Raw genomic sequence first — 23,560 nt, 5'->3', positions numbered from 1 at the left:
TTGTTCGTTATGGAGAAACATCGCATTTTCAGTATGCCGGTCGCCAGTGTATATCCGCACTATATCAATAAAGCCGAAAAGAAAGGCCGCACCAAAGAAGAAGTTGATACAATCTTTCGGTGGCTAACCGGCTATGATCAAAATTCATTGGAAAATCACCTTGAGCAGAAAACCGATTTCGAAACTTTCTTCGCTAAGGCACCACAGATCAATCCTAATGTCTCAAAAATAAAAGGGGTGATCTGTGGCTACAGGGTTGAAGATATTGAAGATCCGCTAATGCAAAAGATAAGGTATCTGGACAAGCTGATCGATGAACTGGCCAGAGGAAAGAAAATGGAAAATATTTTAAGGAGTTAGCAAACCAATGCACTAATAATCTTTAGGCATTTCTCTGATAAATATTCGGGAATTCGCGCCAAAAACTTTCTATTTTCTATTTCAACTTTGGGGCAAGCTATGAATCCAAAATGTCGGGCTGAGCGTAGTCGAAGCCATTTTAAAAAAATTTTTTCTTTCCGGATAAACTAAAAGTCACATTTCGACTTCGCTCAATGTGACATCAGTATTTGTCACTTTATCAAAATTATCTTAGCCATTAATGCACTAAAGTACTGCAGATAATTTTTAAAAGTTATCTGTATAATCTTGGCAGAGCCGAGACATAATTCTCCTATTTGAATATATTCATAAGGAAGACTGACTTAATCTTTGTAGTTTTGAATAATTACCAGAAATCATTTTAAAGATCAACAATGGCTGAACAAAAACGCCTTTTCTTACTCGACGCTTACGCTCTTATTTTCAGGGGATATTACGCTTTTATAAAGAACCCGCGGATCAATTCCAAAGGTTTTAATACCTCGGCGATCATGGGATTTACCAATTCGCTTTTCGATGTGATAAGAAGGGAAAAACCCGATCATTTGGCGGTTTGTTTCGATAAGGATGGCAGTGAGGCGCGCACCGAAATGTTTACCGATTATAAGGCACATCGCGACGAAACACCGGAACCTATTCGGGAAGCCATTCCGATAATCCAGGATATTCTTCGCGCCATGCATATCCCTGTGCTGGAACAGTCGGGAATGGAAGCCGATGACCTTATCGGAACGCTTTCCAAACAGGCCGAAGAGGAAGGCTACAAGGTTTATATGGTGACTCCCGATAAAGATTTTGCGCAGCTGGTTTCTGAAAATATCTTTATGTACCGTCCCGCCAGGATGGGAAATGGGATCGAGATCTGGGGAATTCCGGAAGTCCAGAAGAAATTCGAGGTAGAAACTCCCGACCAGGTGATCGATTATCTTGGAATGATGGGCGATGCCGTGGATAATATTCCGGGAATTCCGGGCGTGGGTGACAAAACAGCCAAAAAATTCCTCAAAAAATACGGAAGTCTGGAAGGTTTGCTCAGTAATACCGATGATCTTAAGGGCAAAATGAAGGAGAAGGTGATCGAAAATGCTGAACAGGCAAGAATGTCCCGAAAACTGGCGACTATTTTTACCAATTGTGATGTGAAATTTCATGCCGAGGATTTTGAACTTTCCATGCCAGATGCCGAGAAAGTTCAGGAGATCTTCGAGGAACTGGAATTTAGAAGACTAAAAGACCAGTTTATAAAATTGTTCAGCGGCGAAGATGATTCTTCACACACGCAAGTGACCAATTCACCTTCTGCGAAACAGAATGCGCAAATGGCCGGCGCCGGGCAGTTCTCTCTTTTTGGCGAGGAAGGCCAGGAAATTGAACGAACCAGTTCCAGGAAAACCTTGCAGGATGTTCCGCATGTTTATCAGTTGATAAAAACCGACCTGGCAAAAAAGCTGTTTCTAGAAAAACTAATGCTACAAACCAGTGTTTGCTTTGATACCGAAACTACCAGTTTGAATCCGTTGCAGGCCGAACTTGTGGGCATTGCTTTTTCATGGGATACCGGCAAGGGCTTTTATCTTTCCTTTCCTGAAGAACGCGAAGCAGCGCAGAAACTAATTGACGAGTTAAGGCCATTTTTCGAAAATGAAAAAATTCAAAAGATCGGTCAAAACCTCAAATATGATATTGAAGTACTCGATAAATATAATGTAGAAGTTAAAGGTCCGCTTTTCGACACCATGATCGCCCATTATCTTATCAATCCGGATATGAGGCACAATATGGACGTGCTGGCGGAAACCTATTTGAATTACACTCCCATTTCCCTGACGGATTTGTTAGGCAAAAAAGGAAAAAATCAGGCGAGCATGCGGGAAATTCCGCTGCTTCAGCAAACCGAATATGCTGCTGAAGATGCCGATGTGACCTTACAGTTGAAGAATTTTTTTGAAAAGGAACTCGAAGAGGCCGAAACACGGAAACTCTTTAATGAAATTGAGATTCCCCTGGTAAAGGTTCTTGCTGATATGGAGCTGGAAGGCATCAATCTGGATGAAGAATTTCTGAAATCCCTTTCCGCAGCGCTGACATCTGATATCAAGCAACTGGAAGAAAACATTTATAAAGCAGCGGGCGAAGAATTCCTGATCAGCTCTCCAAAGCAATTGGGAATCATTCTTTTTGAAAAGCTCGAGCTGGTTAAAAAACCGAAAAAAACCAAAACGGGGCAGTATTCTACCAGTGAAGATGTGCTTTCGGCTCTCGCGCCCAAACACGAGATCATTCAGCAGGTGCTGGATTACCGCGGACTCGTAAAACTTCAGAATACCTATGTAGATGCCTTGCCATCTCAGGTTGAAAAAACTACCGGTCGTGTGCATACCGATTATGTACAGACGATAGCGGCTACCGGAAGATTGAGCTCGAACAATCCGAACCTTCAGAATATTCCTATCAGAACAGAAAGAGGAAGACAGGTTCGTAAAGCCTTTGTTCCACGGGATGAAAATTATCTTTTACTCGCAGCCGATTATTCACAGATCGAACTGCGCATCATAGCGGCTTTAAGCGAAGAAGAGAATATGATCAGGGCTTTTGAGGAAGGTGAAGACATTCACGCGTCGACCGCGGCGAAAGTTTTTGGAGTGCCTATTGAAGAGGTAACCCGCGAACAAAGAAGCAACGCCAAAACCGTGAATTTCGGGATCATTTATGGGGTTTCCGCTTTTGGCTTGAGCAATCAAACCAATCTTTCACGCAGCGAGGCGAAGGAATTAATTGACACTTATTATAAAACCTATCCACAACTAAGCAATTTCATCAGCGATCAGGTACAATTCGCGCGCGAGCACGGTTATGTTTCTACGGTTCTTGGCAGAAGGCGTTATTTAAAAGATATCAATTCCCGAAATGCCGTGGTACGTGGTGCTGCAGAAAGGAACGCGGTAAACGCTCCAATCCAGGGGAGTGCCGCCGACATTATCAAGCTGGCAATGATCAATATTCATAAAAAACTGAAAAAGGAAAACTACAAGACCAAAATGTTACTTCAGGTACATGATGAACTGGTTTTCGACGCTCATAAATCGGAACTTGAAAAAGTGAAGGAAATGATCAAATCTGAAATGGAAAATGCCTATAAACTGAAAGTCCCATTAGAAGTTGATCTTGGAGTAGGCGCAAACTGGCTGGAAGCTCATTGATCGATGGGCAATTATCAATAAACGGTGAGCAATTTTTTTAATTCAGAAAATTTCAGAAAAAACCCCACAGTTTCCCTGCGGGGTTTTCCAACTAACACTAAAAACTACAATTAGGCTGAATTAACGTTTGGTATATTCCAGCGCTAAAATTCTTATTTCGGAGGCCTGGGTATTTCCCGGATCGTTCACATACAGGTTAGATTCTAATTTAGAAACCTCAAAACCAAAAGTATTACTTCCCAGTTCTATCGCTTTTTTATGTATATAGGTCACATTATTGATCAAAAGGGTCATTATTAGGCTATCATTCCTCACCTCCCAGTCACCCTGATCTATCCTATCTCCCATACAGGAAAACTTATTAGCTTCAGTACCAGACTCAAAGCTCATGGTAGCATTCGTAGAAATAAACGTGCCGTCGCTGTTAAATGTTATATCCATATTGTTAAAACATGAGGTTTCACTCAGTAAATTTGTACTGGCTGATCCGTCATCGTTAAGATCTACAAGAGTATCTGCAGTCATTTTTGACAAATCCCAACTGCCAAGTAGGTCGTTGGAAGTAACGGTGGTAAGATTACTTACTTTCAGCATATCATTCTGCTCACTCATTGTTTCTTTAGAACAGGACTGGAGCATCATTGAAAAAATAGCAAGGCTAAAAAATATCTTCTTCATTTTCATAAATTTGGGGCGACAAATATAGAGCACAAGATCATTTTTTTATGACTTTATTAACACTTTAATTGCCTTTAATCGATTGAAAAATACTTTTTATCGATTATTACAGGGAATGCGTCCAGCGTATACTCTTCACGGGAGTGCGAATTGAAGCCGAAAAATGACTGTACATAATCTCACTGAAAATCAGTCGCTTTGAATGAAGAAAATTATTTAAGCCTTATTTGCAATATGAATTTATAATTGTACATTTGCACCCCTGTTTTCCCGATTGAGTTACGGGTAAACGGGATTGGAATGTTTAATAATTACAGTAAAATCAATTAGTGTGGACACATTAAGTTACAAAACAGTATCGGCTAATAAGGCCACCAGGACCAAAGAATGGGTTTTGGTAGATGCTGAAGGACAGAATTTAGGTCGTCTCGCTTCCAGAGTAGCTTTTCTACTTAGAGGTAAGCACAAGCCTAATTTCACACCACATGTTGACTGCGGAGACAATGTTGTTGTTATCAACGCATTGGGAGTAAATCTTTCCGGTAAAAAATGGGATGCTAAAGAATACATCCGTTATACCGGTCACCCAGGTGGTCAAAGAAGTCTGACAGCAAGAGAGCTTTTCAATAAAAGTCCTGAGAGACTTGTTGAATCAGCCGTTAAAGGAATGCTTCCAAAAAATAAACTTGGAGCAGACCTATTCAGAAATTTAAAGGTTTATGCCGGAGCAGAACATGATCATGAAGCTCAAAAACCTAAAACTATTAACTTAAACGACGTTAAGTAATGGAGGTAATTCACAAAATTGGCCGTAGAAAAACAGCTGTGGCCCGTGTGTATGTTTCAGAAGGAAAAGGAAACATCACCGTTAACAAGAAAGACCTTAACGATTACTTCACTACAGGACCGCTTCTTTACAAAGTAAATCAGCCCCTAAACCTTACCGGAAACGATAAAAACTTTGATGTCAAAGTAAATGTTTATGGTGGTGGTATCACAGGTCAGGCTGAAGCGATCCGTTTGGCTCTTTCCAGAGCGATGGTAGAGTTAGATGAAGAAAATCGTGGTACTCTTAAGCCCGAAGGTCTTCTTACCAGAGACCCACGTATGGTAGAACGTAAGAAATACGGACAGAAGAAAGCCCGTAAGAAATTTCAGTTCTCTAAACGTTAATATTATTACCGGATTGGTTTCCGGGAAGTTCATTAAAAAATTAATTTTTTGTTGTTATCCGCCCAGGGCGGAGTTAGTTTAGCATCTAAACGATCAGGGCCATACTGAAAAGTAGCCACCTGGTTGTTGCTATCTCAACAGAACGTAAACTATTACAAAAATGGCAAACAAAGTAGAAGTAAAAGAATTACTTGATGCTGGTGTACACTTTGGACACCTAACAAGACGATGGAACCCGAATATGGCGCCTTATATCTACATGGAGCGTAACGGGATTCACATCATCAACCTTTATAAAAGTGCTGCCAAAATGCAGGATGCCGGTGAGGCCCTTAGCAAAATCGCAGCCAGTGGCCGTAAGATCCTTTTCGTAGCCACTAAAAAACAGGCAAAAGAAATCGTAGCCGAGCAGGCTGAAAAAGCAAACATGCCCTACATTACCGAGCGTTGGCCAGGTGGTATGTTGACCAACTTTGTCACTATTCGTAAAGCCGTTAAGAAAATGGCTTCTATAGATAGGATGAAGAAAGATGGCACATACAACACCCTGTCTAAAAAAGAACGCCTTCAGGTAGATCGTCTAAGAGCCAAGCTTGAAAAGAACCTTGGTTCGATCTCTGATATGTCCAGACTTCCAGGTGCATTGTTCGTGGTTGATATCACCCGTGAACACATCGCCGTAAAAGAAGCTCAAAAATTAAACATTCCAATTTTTGCGATGGTTGATACGAATTCAGACCCACGTCAGGTTGATTACGTAATTCCATCTAACGACGATGCTTCGAAATCTATCAGCAAAGTTGTTTCTTATGTTTCCGATTCTATCGTAGAAGGTCTTTCTGAAAGAAAAACCAAGAAAGAAGACAAGAAGAAAGAAGAGAAAGTTTCCAAAGAAGAAAAAGGAGAAAAAGCTCCCAAGAAAGCTAAAAAGGAAAAAGCTGAAGCCCCTTCAACCGACAAGCAGGATAAAAAGGCTATGAAAGAAGCCAAGAAGGATGTGAAGCTTGAGTCCAAGCAGGAAACTCTTGAAAAAGCTAAATCTTCAAACGACGAAGAAGAATAAAATAACATTTTGATAATTTCTAAAAGTCGTTTAGTTCCTTTCTTTACAGCGAGTTTCTAAACGACTTTTTTAAAATAAAAAAACACTATTATGGCTAAGATAACCGCCGCTGAAGTAAATAAATTAAGAAAAGCTACCGGTGCAGGTATGATGGATTGTAAAAAAGCACTGGTAGAAGCTGATGGTGACTTTGATCAGGCAATCGAACTGCTTCGTAAAAAAGGTCAGAAAGTTGCTGCAAAGAGAGCCGACAGAGAATCATCTGAAGGTGCTGCAATCGCAAAGGTAAATGATGACAACACAAAAGGAGTGATCATTTCTTTGAACTGTGAAACCGATTTTGTTGCTAAAAATGACGATTTCGTTGCCCTTGCACAGAGCCTTGCAGAACTTGCTCTTGATTATAACACCAAAGAAGAGCTTTTAGCTGCCGACTATAAAGGAATTAGCGTTCAGGAAAAACTTACTGAACAAACCGGTGTTATAGGTGAAAAGATCGAGATCGGTGCTTTCAAAACCCTTCAGGCTCCTTTCGTAGGTTCTTATATTCACGCTGGTAATAAGATCGCTGTTCTTACAGGTCTTAGCGCAAACGTAGATGGTGCCGATGAGGTTGCGAAAAACGTTTCTATGCAGGCTGCAGCTATGAATCCCGTTGCTTTGAACGAAGAAGGGGTTGACCAGGGAACTATTGATAAAGAGATCGAGATCGCGAAAGATCAGCTTCGTGAAGAAGGCAAGCCAGAGAATATGCTTGACAAGATCGCTCAGGGAAAACTTCAGCGTTTCTTCAAAGACAACACGCTGGTTCATCAATCGTATATTAAAGACAGCAAGCAAAGCGTTTCAGAATATGTAAAATCTGTGAACGGCAATCTTGAGGTCGTAGGATTTGAAAGAGTAGCTTTAGGATAAGCTTTCTATAATATTTTTTAAAAAGAGGTCTTGATTTCAGGACCTCTTTTTATTTTTGAGCATTCGTTAAAATGTCACATTGAGCGGAGTCGAAATGTGAGATTTCTCACATGCGTTCGAAATGACAACCAATCACGAATCAAACGGAAAATGTCCCAAAAGCCTTTTAAATTCAAACAATTCACGATTAACCAAGATCGCTGTGCCATGAAGATCGGCACCGATGGAGTTTTACTTGGTGCCTGGACCTCTTTAGAACATTCTCCTGAAACTATTCTCGATATTGGTGCCGGTACAGGAATAATTGCACTGATGCTTGCCCAACGCTCCGAAGCTTTCCAGATCGATGCGCTGGAAATTGAAGAAAACGCTTACGAACAGGCGGTTGAGAATTTTGAAGCCTCCGACTGGGGTGACCGACTTTTTTGTTATCACGCCGGTTTTGATGAGTTTGTCGAAGAAATGCAGGATGAAGAAAAATATGATCTTATAATTTCCAATCCGCCTTTCCATTCTGAAGACTATAAATCTGGTAACGATCATCGCGACAAGGCAAGATTTGCCGATGCCCTTCCTTTAACCGAATTGATCGAAGGCGCTTCCCTCCTGCTTTCCGAAAATGGAAATTTTGATATTATTATTCCATATTCAGAAGAAGAAAAAGCGGTTCAGATTGCCAAAAATTTCGGTTTATTTCCGCGGAAAATAACACGAATAAAAGGCACGGAAGACACTCCTGTCAAAAGGAGCCTCATCAGTTTTCATTCTGGAAAAACAGAAACTGAAATTGATGAGCTCATCATAGAGATCTCACGACACAATTACACCGAAAAATACAAAGCACTCGTTAAGGATTTTTATTTGAAGTTATAAGTCTCTCATCTTATAATATCCATCACCCTGAACGTGTTTCAGGGTCTTAAAGATGCTGAAACAAGTTCAGCATGACGTAATTTAAAAACCAAATGTCCTCAGTTTCGACTTCGGGACCCCATAGGCGAGAAATCGGTTAAAAAGAATTGCTGTTTGAGGCCGAAAGCATGAAGGCCGAGTTCAATTCTTTTCGATTTCGAGGCGTAATGGGTGAACAAGAAACTGAAGACTATATTTTTTTGTTTCTTTTTTCATCGATGGAAAAAAGAAAAATAGAGATAATTTAATAAAACTATGAATTCGTCGCTCTAAATCCATCACCTATTACTTCGATTATTATTAAAAATAGATGCTGAAACAAGTTCAGCATGACGAAAAAAGAGAAAAAATAAAAAGATTGTTTCCCAAAAAAGACTTGGTTACATTTGTTAGAAACACTACACAAATGAAACCAGATCAATTCCAGTCACCCGATTATTACAATCTGGATGAACTGCTTAGCGATGAACATAAAATGGTTCGCGACGCGACCCGGGAATTTGTAAAACGCGAAGTTTCTCCCATCATTGAAGAGGCTGCTCAAAAAGCCGAATTTCCAAAACAACTCATTAAAGGATTAGCCGAAATTGGTGCTTTCGGGCCTTATATTCCTGAAGAATATGGCGGCGCCGGACTCGATCAGATCTCGTACGGACTCATTATGCAGGAGATCGAGCGCGGCGACAGCGGGATTCGTTCTACCGCTTCAGTACAATCTTCTCTGGTGATGTATCCTATTTTCAAATATGGAACCGAAGAACAAAAAAAGAAATTTTTACCAAAACTGGCTACCGGGGAACTAATTGGTTGTTTCGGCCTGACCGAACCCGATCATGGATCGAATCCTGCCGGAATGACCACTAATTTTAAAGATAAAGGAGATCATTATCTGCTAAATGGCGCCAAAATGTGGATCTCCAATTCACCGTTTGCCGATATCGCCATCGTTTGGGCGAAAAATGAAGAAGGCAGAATTCACGGACTCATCGTGGAACGCGGAATGGATGGATTTTCCACACCTGAAACTCACAATAAATGGTCTTTGCGGGCAAGCGCTACCGGCGAATTGATCTTTGACAATGTAAAAGTCCCAAAGGAGAATCTGATGCCTGGAAAATCGGGACTTGGAGCTCCGCTTGGATGCTTGGATTCTGCAAGATATGGAATTGCCTGGGGCGCAATAGGTGCAGCCATGGACTGCTATGATACGGCATTAAGATATGCTAAGGAAAGAGAACAATTTGGAGTACCAATAGCTTCTAAACAGCTTCAGCAAAAGAAACTGGCCGAAATGATCACCGAGATCACCAAAGCCCAACTTCTGGCCTGGAGACTGGGTACCCTTAGAAATGAAGGAAAAGCAACTTCAGCTCAAATTTCTATGGCGAAAAGGAATAATGTTGAAATGGCGATCAAAATTGCCCGTGAGGCACGACAGGTTCTAGGTGGAATGGGAATCACCGGTGAATACAGTATCATGCGCCATATGATGAACCTGGAGAGCGTGATCACCTACGAGGGAACCCATGACATCCACCTGTTGATCACAGGTCTTGACATTACAGGACATTCAGCTTTTTAAGACTGGGCTAACTATTATTATTTAAACTAAGAGGCAAGTCTTTCCTAGATTTGCCTTTCTTTTTTTATTTTATTCACGCAAAAGACTCAGCTACTGCTTTAAACGAGCCTTAAAGTCGGCCTGTAATTTTCCTTTCTCTTTCTCAGCCTTTACCTTTGCAAAAAAGCAGAATTGATTATGATCAAAGAGTTAAACGCCAGTTTAGAACCTCTTACAAAAAAATTAATTGAACATCCGTTATATCAAAAAATAGAAACTCCAAAACAGCTCCAGATATTTATGGAGCACCACGTTTTCGCGGTTTGGGATTTTATGTCCCTGCTCACCGCACTGCAGGAGTTGCTAACCAAAACTACCAGCCCCTGGTTACCTTTGGGAAATGCTGAATTGAGGTATCTCATAAACAAAATGGTTCTTGCGGAAGAAACCGACATCAATAAATTGGGGAAACGCCAGAGTCATTTCGAAATGTACCTGGATGCAATGGCTGATGCCGGAGCAAAAAAGCAAAAAATTGAAGATTTTCTGCTTCAGGTAAATCACGGAACAGATATCTTCCTGATCATTGCAGCCAGCAAATTACCTGTCAGCATCAAACAGTTTCTAAAAAATACCTTTGATGTTGTTTACAGCCATGAACCTCATAAGATTGCTGCTGCCTTTACTTTTGGCCGGGAGGGAATAATTTCACCGCAATTTCCTTCGATAATTGAAAATGTACAGAAAAATTTTCCGGAGGAAGACTTTGGCCTTTTAAAATATTATTTCGACAGGCATTTGGAACTGCATGGAAATAAAAATGACACCCCAGCATTTAAAATGGTCGAAGAGCTCTGCGGAAGGGATCTTGATAAATGTGCTTCCGCTAAGAATACGGCCGAAATGGTCTTAAAGAGCAGGCTGGACCTTTGGAATGGAATTGAAGCAGAGATCGAAAAAGAAACTAAAGTTCATACGGTATAAAAATCAATTTCAGAAGATCATTGATTTCTCAGCCTCCTATTCTTCAGAAACAGGAGCTATTCTTATTTCAAGTCCATCCAGCTCATGAGTGATTGGAATCTGGCAGCTGAGCCTTGAATTATCTTCCACGAAAAATGCCTGATCCAGCATATCTTCCTCTTCGATACTTTTCTCCGGAAGCATATGCTCTAAATTCAGCATATAGCACTGGCAGGAAGCGCACATCGCCATTCCGCCACAAATCCCAATTGTGCCTTCGGGAGCAAGTTCATAGGAGCGGATCACTTCCATTAAATTCATATTCATATCGGTTGGGGCATCTATGGTATGGGCTTCCCCTTCACGATCAATAATTGTAATTTTTACGTCAGACATTTTTCTTAATAAATATCAAACCGAGCCACCTTGACTTCCGAGTGCTTACCTCTCGACTCCACTCGAGGTGACAGGTCAAAATTAATTTATACTTTTTATTACTTCTCTTTTTGCTTCTTTTTTACTTCCGTCAAAACCATTGACACCACTCACAGTAGTGTATTTCATCACGTACTTCTTATCAGGATTTATACGCTGGTATGCGCTCTGGCACATAATGGCAGCTTCATGGAAACCGCAAAGGATGAGCTTAAGTTTTCCCTTGTAGGTATTCACATCGCCAATGGCATAAATGCCAGGAATATTGGTTTGATAATCATAAGAATTATCGACTTTTATGGCATTTTTCTCGATCTCCAGTCCCCAGTTGGCGATCGGCCCAAGTTTAGGCGAAAGTCCGAATAAGGGAATAAAATAATCGGTGGTTTTTAACTCCTCGCCGCGTGCTTCATCCTTATGGCGTATCAATACCGATTCCAGTTTTTCTTTACCTTTCAGATCTACCACTTCAGCATCGGTAATAAGGTTGATTTTTCCGAGTTTTGAAAGTTCTTCGACTTTTTCAACAGAATCCAGCGCGCCACGAAAATCTTTACGACGGTGCACCAGGGAAACCTCTTTAGTAACATCGGCTAAAAAGATACTCCAGTCAAGAGCCGAATCACCTCCCCCGGCGATCACGACCTTTTTATCACGGTATATTTCCGGATCTTTGATGAAATAAGAAATCCCTTTTTCTTCATATTTCTGAATGCCTTTGATCGGGGGTTTTCTCGGCTCAAAACTACCAAGTCCGCCGGCAATAACTACAACCGGCGCCTGATGCTTTGTTCCCTTATTGGTAGTAACTATAAAACTTCCATCTTTTTGCTTTTCAATATTTTCTGCCCTTTCCCCAAGAGTGAATCCAGGTTCGAAAGGAGTGATCTGCTCCATGAGATTATCTACCAGCTCCCCGGCCATCACCTCGGGAAATCCGGGAATATCATAAATTGGTTTCTTCGGATAGATTTCTGAACACTGCCCGCCGGGTTGCGGAAGAGCATCGATAAGGTGACATTTCATTTTGAGCAGTCCCGCTTCAAAAACGGCGAAAAGCCCTGTCGGGCCCGCTCCAATGATTAGTATATCGGTTTTGATCATACGCAATTTTTTTTGGTGAATGTTACTTTTCGATATTCACCACTTTTTCTATCTGCGGAACATATTTCTTAATGGTCATTTCAACGCCGCTTTTCAGCGTCATCTGGTTGACCGTACAGCCCACACAGGCACCTTCCAGCTGGACTTTAACCAGCCTGTCATTGTCTTCAATTGAGACAAGGGAAATGTTGCCGCCATCGTTTTTCAGAAAAGGACGAATTTCGTCAAGGGCTTTTTCCACATTTAATTTAACTTCTTCGGTTGTCATTTATTTCTTTTTAACGGCACTGCAGCCAGCCATAGTCGTGATCTTGATAGCCTCGGTAGGCGGAAGGCTTTCATTTCTTGCTACTGTTTGCTCCACCATATTACGTGTGATCTCTTCAAAAGCACTTTCAATAGGCGTTGCAGTTTGCAATGCCGCAGGCCTTCCTATATCTCCAGACTCTCTCAAACTCTGAACCAGTGGAATTTCCCCGAGAAAAGGAACCTGGAGATCTTCCGCGAGATTCTTAGCACCATGTTTTCCGAAGATATAATATTTATTTTCTGGTAGTTCATCCGGAGTGAAATAAGCCATATTTTCAATAATTCCAAGTACGGGAACGTTAATGCTTTCCTGCTGGAACATAGCGACCCCTTTTCGTGCATCTGCCAGAGCCACATTTTGTGGTGTACTCACTATAACCGAGCCGGTGATAGGCAGGGATTGCATAATAGAAAGGTGAATATCGCCGGTTCCCGGAGGAAGGTCTATCAAAAGAAAATCAAGTTCTCCCCAGGCAGCGTCAAAGATCATCTGGTTAAGCGCTTTGGCGGCCATTGGACCTCTCCAGACTACAGCCTGGTTGGGTTTGGTAAAAAAGCCTATGGAAAGGATCTTTACTCCATAATTCTCTACGGGCTTCATTTTTGATTTTCCATCTACATTGACAGAAAGAGGTCTTTCAGCTTCCACATCGAACATGATAGGTGTGGAAGGCCCATAAATATCGGCGTCAAGAATACCAACATTAAAGCCCATTTTCGCAAGTGTAACGGCGAGATTCGCGGCAACGGTAGATTTGCCCACCCCGCCTTTACCTGAAGCCACCGCGATTATATTCTTGATCCCGGGAATGGGTTTTCCTTTAATTTCAGGTTTCTTTTCAGGGGCCTCCACTTTAATATTTACCTTAACTTTTGCTTTTTGATATACCTTTTCGTGGATGGCTTTCATCACGTCTACTTCGGCTCTTTTTTTAATATGAAGGGCGGGTGTAGAAAGCACTAAATCTACCACTACCTCATCTCCAAAAGTCATCACGTTTTGCACCGCGCCACTTTCCACCATATTCTTACCCTCTCCGGCAACTGAAATAGTTTCCAGCGCCTTCATAATATCTTTTCTATTCAAATCCATATGCTGATATTTAATCAGATTATTTCTTTCTTATGTAGATTGATTCTAAATGCAAATATAGAAGGAAAACCCAAGAATACGAAGTATTTGACAATAATAGATTTATGCTGTTATAGCCGAAAATTATTGTCTAAATCCAACTCCAGGCTCTTTGGCAGGATCCCAGAAGTATTTCTCAAAATTGACAATTTGATTTCCCTCTACCGGCACTCCTTCAGCCTGAAGCAGCTGCGCCATGGCATCGCTGCCACCAAAGTGACTTTTTCCCGATAGTAAACCATTACGGTTAACCACCCGATGTGCCGGAACATCATCAATATTATGAGAAGCGTTCATAGCCCATCCAACCATGCGCGCACTTTGAGGCGAACCCAGATACCTGGCGATCGCTCCATAAGAAGTTACGCGGCCTTCGGGGATTTGACGGCATACCTCATAAACCCTTTCAAAAAAACCGGCATTTTCCATCTGGTTTAGTTATAAAAAATTCGGAATATTGCCACCACGACCAGAATGACCATTAAGCCCGCCATGAAATAATTAGAATAGCGTGCGAACTTTTCAGCCTTTTCTTCAATTTTATTAAAGAAGAATACATAGAGGTACAGAGAAGTAAAACTACCTCCTGCAGCGGCCAGGGCAAAAGATATTATTAGAGACCAGTCGTAATTAACGCCTGCAGTTAAATTCATGGTTCCGGCAATGGCTACAAAATACGGAATGGGAAAGAGATTCAAAGCAGCGATGAGCATCCCTTTAAAAATACTGTGGGCATTCCCCTCATGAGCGGTATGCTTTATTCCTTTTTTCTTTTTAGCCTGGATAAAAAAGTAAACTCCGAGAATGGAAAATATCACCAGGCCTGCTCTTAAAAGTATTTTTTTTACAAAAGGATGATCAAAAATATATTTGGCGAGAAGTACCGCTATAAAAGCCTGAAGCAGAATAACTATCCCGGCCCCAATGGCAACATACAAACCATTCTTTTTGCCACTTTCGACACAGGTTTTAGCCACAGTCATATTTACGAGCCCAGGAGGGACTACCCCGATGAATGCAGCTGCATAAACGATCAGGAAAAGTTTTGTTTCTTCCAATACCCTTACTTTAACTTAAACCGAATATAGGTGATAGGTTTATTTTTCTCAAGATACTGTTTTTCGTAGAAAGTCTGAATTCCCGTCACTTCTTTTGGTGAATATTCATTGCTGTAGATATCATGATGCGCATAAAGAACCTTATGTCCCTCGCCATGCAGAAGGCCAAGGGTGTAACCATGCATAAATTCAGAATCGGTTTTAAGGTGAATGACCCCTTCGGGTTTCAGGATTTTTTTATAGCGCTGAAGAAATTCAGAATTGGTAAGGCGATGTTTTGTCCTTTTATATTTTAACTGCGGATCAGGAAAAGTGATCCAAATTTCTGCCACCTCATTGACAGAAAAAACATGCTCGATCAGCTCGATCTGGGTACGCACAAAAGCTACATTTCCAAGCTTTTCTTCGAGTGCGGTTTTAGCTCCACGCCAAAAACGCGCTCCCTTTATATCAATTCCTATAAAATTCTTTTCGGGATATTTTTCAGCGAGAGCGACCGTATATTCTCCCTTTCCGCATCCAAGTTCAAGCACAATAGGATGATCATTTTTAAAATATTCTTTGCCCCAGCGGCCTTTAAAATGAAAATTCTCGTTTACAAGCTCTTCCCTGGAAGGCTGAATAACATTTTCAAATTGTTCATTTTCCCTGAATCGCTTAAGTTTATTCTTACTTCCCACTAAAAAATTAAAATTTGCAAAATTATGCTGCAAATTTAAAGTATCTCGATAAACAGACTGTTTTAAAACAGAAAAGATTTAAACAGAAGAATTTGAAAGGGAAATAAAATTGAGAATATTCAATAAAAGGAATTTCCATTTAATCAGAATTCATCTTCCCGCTTCTTAAAATATCTGATAATTCGCTTGTGGATTTTCTTCTGAAAAAGCAAGAAAATAATAACATAACCGATCACCACAATGGTGAAAATTGTCATTATTAATTGATAAACATCTATCTCCATTTCCTAGAGATTCATTCTTTATTGAAGTTTTTTTGAATAAAAATAAATGCGATAAGCGCCAGAAGGGCCAGACCGCTACCAAGATATAACATAGCAATTACTCATTCATTTTGCCCCAAATTAGAAAATTATGGTCTTAACATTTGTTAAATTGATTTTAAAAATAATTGATTTTCAGTTTTGTACTTTAAAAAAGCCTTTTTTATTAGCGCTTAATTAGAAACTTATTTATTCCTGTGAGCCTTATCTTTGGTCTATGAACAGCAAAAGAATTCTGGTTGCGCCATTAAATTGGGGACTTGGCCACGCAGCCCGCTGTATTCCCATTATTAAAGGCCTTGAGGAAAATGGTTTTGAACCCATTCTTGCGTCTGACGGGGCAGCACTTTTACTGTTGCAAAAAGAATTCCCCCATCTTTTGAGTATCGAATTACCTTCTTATGACATCCGTTATTCCACAAATGGAGCTTACCTAAAATGGAAGCTTTTAATGGAAAGTCCGAGGTTACTGAGAACTGTGAACAAGGAAAAAGGACTTACCGAAAAAATCGTTCATAATTATGCCATTAAAGGGATCATTTCAGATAATCGTTTTGGCGTGCGCAGCGAAAAACTCAAAAAAAATGTCTATATAACCCATCAGCTAAATGTACTCAGCGGGAATACCACCTTTTTGAGCAGTACCTTTCATCAAAGCTATATTAAGAAATTCGAACAATGCTGGATTCCTGATAACGAGAGTGAACCAAATCTCAGCTGTATCCTTGGGCATACCCCTACCAGACTGAACAATCTTAAATATATCGGCCCTATAAGCAGGTTTGAGAAGCTGGAAATCCCGAAAATCTATGATTATCTAGTACTTCTCAGCGGTCCCGAACCTCAGCGAAGCATTCTGGAAAATATCTTACTTAAGAACTTTCAAAATACTGAAAAAAAGATCCTATTTGTTAGAGGGGTAATGAATAAAGACAGGATTGAAGTCAAGAATTCCAATCTTATTATAAAGGACCACCTTTACGGAAAAGCTCTCGAGGAAGCTATGAATTGCAGCGAAACGATGATTTCCCGCTCGGGCTATTCCAGTATTATGGATTTGGCAAAACTTCAGAAAAAGGCCTTTTTTATTCCCACTCCCGGTCAGGAAGAACAGGAATATCTCGCTCAAAGATTTGAAGATCTGGGTATGGCTCCTTTTTGCCGCCAGAAAGATTTTGAAATTTCACAGCTAAAAAAAATGAAAGACTACCGGGGATTAGGAAATTTCGGGCAAGGTAGCTGTTTCCGGGACCTTTTTACTTTTTTCCATGGTAAATGAAAATTCACTTCCCACTCCAAAAACACTTTCTACATAGATCTTTTCACCGTGGGCTTCGAGTATGTGTTTAACAATAGAAAGCCCCAAACCGGATCCACCTTCTTTTCGGGAACCGCTTTTGTCAACCCTATAGAATCTTTCAAAAAGTCTGGGAATATTTTCCTTTTCGATACCTTCCCCATTGTCGGTAACCCTTACAATGACCTTATTCTTGATCAGGTTTTCAATACTGATCTCGGTAGTACCTCCTTTTTTTCCGTATTTGATGGAGTTCACAATAAGATTCGTCAGCACCTGCTGAATTCGCTCGCGGTCGGCCCACACCCAAACAGGTTCTTCATAGTCCATATCGAAGGTAAGGGTGATATTCTTTTTTGCGGCTTTCATTTCAAGTAGGTCAAAAGAAGCCTGGATAAGCTCCACAATATTAAAAGTCTCATAATGCAAATGCAGGTCGCCCGTTTCCAGCTTGGTAATCATATCAAGATCCCGTACTATATAAATAAGTCTTTCCACCCCTTTATTCGCGCGTTGCAGGTATTTTTTGCGGACGGCCTTATCTTTATGGGCACCATCCAGAAGTGTGAGAATATATCCCTGAACGGTAAAAAGCGGAGTTTTGAGTTCATGCGAAACATTTCCCATGAATTCTTTCCGGTAAGCCTCACGAACTTTAAGTGTCTCAATTTCCAGCTTCTTATCCTGGGCAAATTTTTCCACTTCACGGGTAAGGCTGGACATATCGGTGGTAACCTGGCTGGGGCTTAAAGTTGTGGAATCGAGAAGGGAAACATTATCGTAGATCTTCTTTATTCGGCGATAAATAAAACGCTCTACCCTGTACTGAATAATAAAGAAAGAAAAGAAGTAGCAAAGAATGGCAAATATTAACAGACCGGTAAAATCAAAATGGATTTCTACCATATACAGTATGCTCATAAGTAAGCATAAGAACAAGGTTATATATAACGAAGTTCTTACAGCAAATCGGTATGAACGCCTGAATTTTCTTGACATTAAACTACAAACTTATAGCCAACCCCTTTTACTGTTTTAATCTTGTCATCGCCAATTTTTTCACGAAGCTTTCTAATATGCACGTCTATTGTCCTTCCTCCAACCACAATATCATTTCCCCATACCTGATCGAGGATATCGTCTCGTTTAAAAACCTTTCCCGGTTTTGAGGCCAGCAGGGACAATAATTCAAATTCTTTTCGCGGTAATGCCATCTCCTGGTCATCCTGGATGATCTTATATTCTTCACGATTGATGGTTATATCTCCCAATTTTACAATTGCCGCCGATTTGTCATTTTCCCTATACCTTCTCAACAAGGCTTTCACTTTACTTAACAACACCTTAGGTTTTATAGGTTTGGTAATATAGTCATCGGCTCCCGCATCAAAACCGGCCATTTGGGAATAATCTTCGCCTCGTGCTGTGAGAAAAGCAATGATGGTGTTTTCAAGTTCCGGGATTTTCCTGATCTGCTCACAGGCTTCAATCCCATCCATTTCTGGCATCATCACATCCAAAATAATAAGATGAGGATTATGTTTTTTGGCCAGTTTTACGGCATCGCTGCCATTATCGGCGGTAATCACCTGGTAGCCTTCAGAGGAAAGGTTATACCCTACAATTTCCAGGATATCTGGTTCATCATCGACCAGTAAAATAAGGATATCTTTTTTCTTCATAATAGGTTTAATAGGTTATTAGTATGGTAAAAGTAAAGATATTTTAGATTATAAACTCTCCAGGGAAAATCACACTTAACTTTTAAATAACATTCGAAAAAATGCAATTCTTTCTGAAATATAGCTAAATAAAGGCATTTAAAATCAGTTGCAGGTCACCCAACTCTTTCTTGATTTTCTGCGGGGGAAAATAAGAAACCTTCACGTAACATCACCTAATTTCTTTTAACGCAAGCTTAAAATATGCTTAAAGCCACTATCATACAAAGCCTGTTTATTTGCGGTGGATTTAAAAATTAACGACGAAACAAATTAATCAAATTATGAGAAAACTTTTAATTTCAGGTTTTGCTATTTTTACTCTGGCAATTACAGGTTGCAGCACTGAAGATGCTCCTCAAGTAGCCACCTGTTCAGACGGAATTAAAAATGGTGATGAAACTGGCGTGGACTGCGGTGGTTCATGTGTGCCATGTAATACCAATGGTGGCGGAGGCGGTAATGAAACCGGCGATGTTACTCTCACTGGACTCATCACTAAAGATTCTACATTAACAAGTAATAGAATATGGGTTCTTTCTGGAAAGGTTGTTATAGATAGTGGGGTTGAACTAACCATCGAACCTGGTACCATTATAAAGGGAAAAGAAGGAACTGGCTCCCTTGCATCTGCATTAATTATATCCAGAGGTGCTAAAATCAATGCTCAGGGCACTTCCAGCAAACCAATAATTTTCACATCGATTAATGATAACATCACAGTAGGTCAAACCACAGGAACCAACCTGGATGAAAATGACCGCGGGCTTTGGGGCGGTGTTCTTTTATTAGGAAAAGCTCCTATCTCTATCGAAGGTGATGCCACTGAAGGTCAGATTGAAGGCATTCCTGCAGATGATACATTTGGTCGTTACGGTGGAACCGATCCTCAAGATAATTCTGGTATTTTCCAATATGTTTCTATCCGTCATGGCGGTGCGCTAATTGGCGAAGGAAATGAAATTAACGGACTTTCTTTGGGCGGAGTTGGTAGTGGAACTACTGTAGATCACGTAGAAGTTGTAGGAAACCTTGACGATGGCTTTGAATTCTTTGGTGGAACTGTTAATCCTTCCAGCCTACTTGCTTATAAAGGCGGGGATGATGGGCTAGACGTGGATCAGGCTTATTCAGGAACCATTACAAATTCAGTAGTAGTACAGGGCCCTATTTCAGATCATGGGCTTGAAATTGATGGCCCCGAAGGAACTGCAACTGGTTCCTTTACTATGGACGGGATTACTGTTTTTGGAGATGCCACCAACACAGGAGGTGGTGCCTATGCCGATTTACGTGATAGCTCCATGGGAACTATTAAAAATGCACTGTTTTTAGGATTTAGCGCTACCCAGGAATTTAAATTTAAAGATGCCGGAACTTCAGAAAATTATACTAACGGAGTTTTGAATTTTGAAAATTTTGAAATTGTACTTCCTGGAGGTATTACTGCTGTTGGAGATATTTTTAACGACACCTCAGGTTTATCGACACTTTCAGCAGATGCAGCAACTTTCGCAACTGCCATTCCAGATGCTGGATCGGCAACTGTGGGTGCAGATCTTAGTGAATTTACCTGGACCTATGCTAAAAATCATAATGCATTCTAAATAAGAAGAAGATCACAGGTTGTGATCACTAATAAAATTGCTCGCCTCTTTACCAGGGGCGAGCAATTTAATATTCAGATTTTTAATTATTTTTTTATGAAAACTAAAATTGCAATAGTTTTATTTCTAAGCTTATTCGTTAACCTGGCAAATGCTCAAAAAGGAAAGATTGCCGGAACGATCTATGACACTGAGGTGAATGATATTCTACCTTTTGCCAACATTTCAGTTAAAGGGACGAACACAGGAACCACTTCTGATTTTGAAGGAGATTATTCTCTTGAATTAGATGCAGGAACCTATACCATCGTTTTCTCTTTTATAGGCTATGAAACTATTGAAGTGACAGATGTCAAGATAAATGAAGGAGAAGTCAAAACCCTCAACATGAGCATGAAATCTTCTGCAGGAGCTCTCGATGAAGTTGTAATCACTACGACTACCGCAAGAGATACTGAAGCCGCCGTATTAAATATGCAGAAGAACTCCATCAATTTAACCGATGGACTTTCGGCACAGTCATTTTCTAAAATTGGCGCCAGTGATGTATCCAACGCTGTAAAAACTGTACCCGGGGTTTCAGTTCAGGATGGAAAATATGTTTATGTTCGAGGCCTGGGTGACCGCTATACAAAAACTATTCTAAACGGAATGGATATTCCCGGTTTGGATCCAGACCGGAATACGCTGCAAATGGATCTCATTCCTACGAATATTCTAGATAATGTTCTGGTCATTAAATCATCTACTGCAGATCTTCCTGCCGATTTTACCGGTGGTATCGTGAATATTATTACTAAAGATTTTCCTTCACGTGAAGAATACAGCATTTCTGGAAAGTTAAGCTATACTCCAAGTATGCACCTGAATTCCGATTTTCTCCAATATAATGATGGTTCCCGTACAGATTTTTTAGGTTTTGATGACGGAAGTCGCGATTTACCCATAAACAGAAACCAGCAAATACCAAGGCCCTTCAGCAATGATGCTGCTCTTACAAGAATTACCCAGCGTTTTAATGAAACCATGGCTCCTTCAAAAAAGACCAATTTTATGGATTATAGTTTGGGTGCTACTGCTGGAAATCAATATGAAGTGGGAGAATCTAATAAATTAGGTTATATCGCGTCCCTTTCTTACAAGAATTACACTGATTATTACGATGATTATCAGACTAATTCTTACCTAAAACCAAGAAGCACCAGTGAATTTGAATTAAGACCTAACCGAATTCAAACTGGTCGGGTTGGTAAAGAAAATGTATTATTGAGCGGTTTGGCAGGTATTGCTTTCAAAACAGATCGTTCAAAATATCAGTTAAATGCATTGCACATTCAAAATGGTGAATCTTCAGCAGGTTTATTTGATGAAAATATTTATGTTTCCGATGCCCTTCAGCTAAAAAGGGAGAATGTGGCTTATACACAACGATCCATCACGAACCTTCTATTATCTGGGAAACATACCAATAGTGATGCGAGCTGGACCGCCGAATGGAAACTTACTCCTACGCTGGCAAAAGTGCAAGACAAAGACGTAAGAATATCTGCTTTTGAATACAATCCCACCAACGATACTTATAGTATACGTCCCAGTTCTTCCGAAAGTCCAACACGAATTTGGCGCGATCTTGAGGAAAAAGATCTTTCTGGAAAACTTGATATTACAAGAAATCACCAGATTTTCGGCAATGAAGCCAGGTTAAAATTTGGTGGAGGTTATACTTATAAAAATCGTGATTTCAGTATAGACCAATATCAAATTTTGATAAAAGGTGCCATAAGTGGCCGATTTGAAGGCAATGCCAATCAAATTTTGGATGATGCAAACGTATGGACTGCCGCGCGTGCTGAAGGTTCTTATATAAGTGGTTCTTATGAGCCTGCAAATACCTATAGTTCCTACACTACAAATACAGCAGCTTATATATCAGAAGAATTCAATATAACCGAAAACCTAAAAACGATTTTAGGATTGAGATTTGAAAAATTCGATCTTTTCTATACTGGACAAAATAATCTTGGTGACGTGGTTTATAATGATGAGCATGTTATTAATAAGGCAGATCTATTCCCTTCTGCCAACTTTATTTATTCGCTAAAAGAAGACACTAATTTGAGGCTGTCTTATTCTCGTACCACTGCGCGTCCTTCTTTTAAAGAAGCTTCTATTGCTCAAATTTATGATCCACTTACCAATCGTACTTTTATCGGTAATTTGGATATTAAGCCTACTTATATCAACAACCTTGATTTGCGCTATGAAGCTTATGGTGAAAACGCCCAACTTTTTGCGGTTAGCGCATTTTATAAAAAATTTATTGATCCTATAGAACTTTCAACCTACAGTGATTTTACAGCTGACAATTTTCAGCCGCGTAATGTTAATGATGCCAAGGTAATTGGTGCTGAAGTTGAACTAAGAAAAAACTTCGATTTCATTAGTGAAGACCTTAAATATTTTGGTCTAAATCTTAACGTATCTGTAATAGATTCAAAAGTAAATATGGATCGCAGTCCAAACGGCGAATATGAATCAAGAAAAAGGAATCTTCGTGAGGGAGAGTCTTTTGATGGAACCAGAGAACTCCAGGGTCAATCACCTTACCTCATAAACGTGGGACTTGACTATAATAATACAGATAACGGATTTCAAGCAGGCCTTTTCTTTAATACCCAGGGAAAAACACTTGAACTGGTGGGACTTGGTACCGTTCCCGATGTTTACACAATGCCATTCAATAGCCTGAACGCAAACTTCAGCAAGGCTTTAGGAGAAAATAAAAACTCTACTTTATCTCTTAAAATATCAAATATTTTAGGCGATAAAATTGAAAGCAGATTTCAATCATATGGTACCGAAGATAAAATCTTCTCAAAACGGAATCCTGGCACATCGATTTCATTAGGATATAGTTATAAGTTTTAGCCACTTTTTCTTTTTAATTTTACCGGGCCGCAACTTGCGGCCCGGTTTTTTTTATTTTCTTTATATTTTTTACGAAATTATTTGGCAGGATTTTTGAAATTTTATTTGTAAGTTTGTCTA

22 protein-coding genes are annotated in these 23,560 nt (G+C 40.1%); 12 read left to right on the top strand and 10 right to left on the bottom strand.

The genetic code is table 11. The features are described 5' to 3' along the window. The first annotated feature begins 9 nt into the window (after window positions 1-9). Together C7S20_RS08230 and polA are read left to right on the top strand one after the other, a co-directional pair. Window positions 10-360 (top strand): DUF2200 domain-containing protein, encoded by a 351-nt coding sequence (locus C7S20_RS08230; protein ID WP_107012034.1) that lies wholly within the window; start codon window positions 10-12, stop codon window positions 358-360. 395 nt (window positions 361-755) lie between these two features. Beyond that, window positions 756-3,581: a DNA polymerase I gene (polA, locus tag C7S20_RS08225; protein ID WP_107012033.1), complete on the top strand. Its 2,826-nt coding sequence runs from the start codon at window positions 756-758 to the stop codon at window positions 3,579-3,581. 120 nt (window positions 3,582-3,701) lie between these two features. Here the strand turns inward: polA and C7S20_RS08220 are convergent, their stop codons facing one another. Beyond that, window positions 3,702-4,259: a DUF5004 domain-containing protein gene (locus C7S20_RS08220; RefSeq protein WP_159039900.1), complete on the bottom strand. Its 558-nt coding sequence runs from the start codon at window positions 4,257-4,259 to the stop codon at window positions 3,702-3,704. A gap of 331 nt (window positions 4,260-4,590) precedes the next feature. Between C7S20_RS08220 and rplM the strand changes: the two genes are divergently transcribed. The 7 genes from rplM to C7S20_RS08185 all read left to right on the top strand — a co-directional run bounded on the left by rplM (window position 4,591) and on the right by C7S20_RS08185 (window position 10,867). Beyond that, complete coding sequence (gene rplM / locus C7S20_RS08215) at window positions 4,591-5,046, top strand: 50S ribosomal protein L13 (RefSeq protein WP_107014151.1); 456 nt, start codon at window positions 4,591-4,593, stop codon at window positions 5,044-5,046. Then, window positions 5,046-5,432 (top strand): 30S ribosomal protein S9, encoded by a 387-nt coding sequence (gene rpsI, locus C7S20_RS08210; RefSeq protein WP_107012031.1) that lies wholly within the window; start codon window positions 5,046-5,048, stop codon window positions 5,430-5,432. Before rplM ends, rpsI begins: the two co-directional genes overlap by 1 nt. Before the next feature lie 160 nt (window positions 5,433-5,592). Then, on the top strand, window positions 5,593-6,495 hold the full coding sequence (gene rpsB / locus C7S20_RS08205) for a 30S ribosomal protein S2 (protein ID WP_107012030.1): 903 nt from the start codon (window positions 5,593-5,595) through the stop codon (window positions 6,493-6,495). A 90-nt stretch (window positions 6,496-6,585) separates the two neighbouring features. Continuing rightward, window positions 6,586-7,410, top strand: coding sequence for a translation elongation factor Ts (tsf, locus tag C7S20_RS08200; protein ID WP_107012029.1), 825 nt, complete (start codon window positions 6,586-6,588; stop codon window positions 7,408-7,410). A 150-nt stretch (window positions 7,411-7,560) separates the two neighbouring features. Next, window positions 7,561-8,283, top strand: coding sequence for a tRNA1(Val) (adenine(37)-N6)-methyltransferase (locus C7S20_RS08195; RefSeq protein ID WP_107012028.1), 723 nt, complete (start codon window positions 7,561-7,563; stop codon window positions 8,281-8,283). Between the two features lie 445 nt (window positions 8,284-8,728). Beyond that, window positions 8,729-9,904: an acyl-CoA dehydrogenase family protein gene (locus C7S20_RS08190; RefSeq protein WP_107014150.1), complete on the top strand. Its 1,176-nt coding sequence runs from the start codon at window positions 8,729-8,731 to the stop codon at window positions 9,902-9,904. Between the two features lie 177 nt (window positions 9,905-10,081). Then, window positions 10,082-10,867 (top strand): DUF3050 domain-containing protein, encoded by a 786-nt coding sequence (locus tag C7S20_RS08185; protein WP_193510801.1) that lies wholly within the window; start codon window positions 10,082-10,084, stop codon window positions 10,865-10,867. Between the two features lie 36 nt (window positions 10,868-10,903). On the opposite strand, the gene C7S20_RS08180 is transcribed toward C7S20_RS08185, so the two are convergent. The 7 genes from C7S20_RS08180 to trmB form a co-directional block, all read right to left on the bottom strand. Continuing rightward, window positions 10,904-11,242 (bottom strand): 2Fe-2S iron-sulfur cluster-binding protein, encoded by a 339-nt coding sequence (locus tag C7S20_RS08180; protein ID WP_107012026.1) that lies wholly within the window; start codon window positions 11,240-11,242, stop codon window positions 10,904-10,906. An 81-nt stretch (window positions 11,243-11,323) separates the two neighbouring features. Next, the gene (locus C7S20_RS08175; protein ID WP_107012025.1) at window positions 11,324-12,385 is read right to left on the bottom strand and encodes an NAD(P)/FAD-dependent oxidoreductase; all 1,062 of its coding nucleotides are present in this window, start codon (window positions 12,383-12,385) and stop codon (window positions 11,324-11,326) included. A 22-nt stretch (window positions 12,386-12,407) separates the two neighbouring features. Further along, window positions 12,408-12,653: a NifU family protein gene (locus tag C7S20_RS08170; RefSeq protein WP_107012024.1), complete on the bottom strand. Its 246-nt coding sequence runs from the start codon at window positions 12,651-12,653 to the stop codon at window positions 12,408-12,410. Further along, window positions 12,654-13,787 carry an Mrp/NBP35 family ATP-binding protein gene (locus tag C7S20_RS08165; RefSeq protein WP_107012023.1) on the bottom strand — a complete coding sequence of 378 codons (1,134 nt, stop codon included), beginning with the start codon at window positions 13,785-13,787 and terminating at the stop codon, window positions 12,654-12,656. 123 nt (window positions 13,788-13,910) lie between these two features. Continuing rightward, on the bottom strand, window positions 13,911-14,255 hold the full coding sequence (locus C7S20_RS08160; RefSeq protein WP_107012022.1) for an MGMT family protein: 345 nt from the start codon (window positions 14,253-14,255) through the stop codon (window positions 13,911-13,913). Between the two features lie 5 nt (window positions 14,256-14,260). Then, window positions 14,261-14,884 (bottom strand): LysE family translocator, encoded by a 624-nt coding sequence (locus C7S20_RS08155; RefSeq protein ID WP_107012021.1) that lies wholly within the window; start codon window positions 14,882-14,884, stop codon window positions 14,261-14,263. A gap of 5 nt (window positions 14,885-14,889) precedes the next feature. After that, on the bottom strand, window positions 14,890-15,564 hold the full coding sequence (gene trmB, locus C7S20_RS08150) for a tRNA (guanosine(46)-N7)-methyltransferase TrmB (RefSeq protein ID WP_107014149.1): 675 nt from the start codon (window positions 15,562-15,564) through the stop codon (window positions 14,890-14,892). Window positions 15,565-16,104: 540 nt separating this feature from the next. Between trmB and C7S20_RS08145 the strand changes: the two genes are divergently transcribed. Further along, window positions 16,105-17,166 carry a glycosyltransferase gene (locus C7S20_RS08145; protein WP_107012020.1) on the top strand — a complete coding sequence of 354 codons (1,062 nt, stop codon included), beginning with the start codon at window positions 16,105-16,107 and terminating at the stop codon, window positions 17,164-17,166. Here the strand turns inward: C7S20_RS08145 and C7S20_RS08140 are convergent. Together C7S20_RS08140 and C7S20_RS08135 are read right to left on the bottom strand one after the other, a co-directional pair. Next, the gene (locus C7S20_RS08140) at window positions 17,104-18,183 is read right to left on the bottom strand and encodes a sensor histidine kinase (protein ID WP_107012019.1); all 1,080 of its coding nucleotides are present in this window, start codon (window positions 18,181-18,183) and stop codon (window positions 17,104-17,106) included. The genes C7S20_RS08145 and C7S20_RS08140 overlap by 63 nt on opposite strands. Further along, entirely contained in the window at window positions 18,183-18,866 is a 684-nt protein-coding gene (locus C7S20_RS08135; protein ID WP_107012018.1) for a response regulator transcription factor, read from the bottom strand. Before C7S20_RS08135 ends, C7S20_RS08140 begins: the two co-directional genes overlap by 1 nt. A 323-nt stretch (window positions 18,867-19,189) precedes the next feature. Here C7S20_RS08135 and C7S20_RS08130 point away from each other — a divergent pair, with 323 nt between their 5' ends. Both C7S20_RS08130 and C7S20_RS08125 read left to right on the top strand, forming a co-directional pair. Next, window positions 19,190-20,512, top strand: a complete 1,323-nt coding sequence (locus C7S20_RS08130; RefSeq protein WP_107012017.1) for a hypothetical protein — start codon at window positions 19,190-19,192, stop codon at window positions 20,510-20,512. A gap of 96 nt (window positions 20,513-20,608) precedes the next feature. Next, window positions 20,609-23,440 carry a TonB-dependent receptor gene (locus C7S20_RS08125; RefSeq protein WP_107014148.1) on the top strand — a complete coding sequence of 944 codons (2,832 nt, stop codon included), beginning with the start codon at window positions 20,609-20,611 and terminating at the stop codon, window positions 23,438-23,440. The last annotated feature ends 120 nt before the right edge of the window (window positions 23,441-23,560 follow it).

The sequence above is a fragment of the Christiangramia fulva genome (genome assembly GCF_003024155.1).
Classification (GTDB): Bacteria; Bacteroidota; Bacteroidia; order Flavobacteriales; family Flavobacteriaceae; genus Christiangramia; species Christiangramia fulva.
Note: the sequence above shows the minus strand (reverse complement) of the source record. Positions and strands in the feature narration are given on the sequence as shown.

Coding starts and splice junctions, on each gene's coding strand:
- C7S20_RS08230 (WP_107012034.1), top strand. CDS start 10: ATGGAGAAACATCGCATTTTCAGTATGCCGGTCGCCAGTGTATATCCG.
- polA (WP_107012033.1), top strand. CDS start 756: ATGGCTGAACAAAAACGCCTTTTCTTACTCGACGCTTACGCTCTTATT.
- C7S20_RS08220 (WP_159039900.1), bottom strand. CDS start 4,259: ATGAAGAAGATATTTTTTAGCCTTGCTATTTTTTCAATGATGCTCCAG.
- rpsI (WP_107012031.1), top strand. CDS start 5,046: ATGGAGGTAATTCACAAAATTGGCCGTAGAAAAACAGCTGTGGCCCGT.
- rpsB (WP_107012030.1), top strand. CDS start 5,593: ATGGCAAACAAAGTAGAAGTAAAAGAATTACTTGATGCTGGTGTACAC.
- tsf (WP_107012029.1), top strand. CDS start 6,586: ATGGCTAAGATAACCGCCGCTGAAGTAAATAAATTAAGAAAAGCTACC.
- C7S20_RS08195 (WP_107012028.1), top strand. CDS start 7,561: ATGTCCCAAAAGCCTTTTAAATTCAAACAATTCACGATTAACCAAGAT.
- C7S20_RS08190 (WP_107014150.1), top strand. CDS start 8,729: ATGAAACCAGATCAATTCCAGTCACCCGATTATTACAATCTGGATGAA.
- C7S20_RS08185 (WP_193510801.1), top strand. CDS start 10,082: ATGATCAAAGAGTTAAACGCCAGTTTAGAACCTCTTACAAAAAAATTA.
- C7S20_RS08180 (WP_107012026.1), bottom strand. CDS start 11,242: ATGTCTGACGTAAAAATTACAATTATTGATCGTGAAGGGGAAGCCCAT.
- C7S20_RS08175 (WP_107012025.1), bottom strand. CDS start 12,385: ATGATCAAAACCGATATACTAATCATTGGAGCGGGCCCGACAGGGCTT.
- C7S20_RS08170 (WP_107012024.1), bottom strand. CDS start 12,653: ATGACAACCGAAGAAGTTAAATTAAATGTGGAAAAAGCCCTTGACGAA.
- C7S20_RS08165 (WP_107012023.1), bottom strand. CDS start 13,787: ATGGATTTGAATAGAAAAGATATTATGAAGGCGCTGGAAACTATTTCA.
- C7S20_RS08160 (WP_107012022.1), bottom strand. CDS start 14,255: ATGGAAAATGCCGGTTTTTTTGAAAGGGTTTATGAGGTATGCCGTCAA.
- C7S20_RS08145 (WP_107012020.1), top strand. CDS start 16,105: ATGAACAGCAAAAGAATTCTGGTTGCGCCATTAAATTGGGGACTTGGC.
- C7S20_RS08140 (WP_107012019.1), bottom strand. CDS start 18,183: ATGTCAAGAAAATTCAGGCGTTCATACCGATTTGCTGTAAGAACTTCG.
- C7S20_RS08135 (WP_107012018.1), bottom strand. CDS start 18,866: ATGAAGAAAAAAGATATCCTTATTTTACTGGTCGATGATGAACCAGAT.
- C7S20_RS08130 (WP_107012017.1), top strand. CDS start 19,190: ATGAGAAAACTTTTAATTTCAGGTTTTGCTATTTTTACTCTGGCAATT.
- C7S20_RS08125 (WP_107014148.1), top strand. CDS start 20,609: ATGAAAACTAAAATTGCAATAGTTTTATTTCTAAGCTTATTCGTTAAC.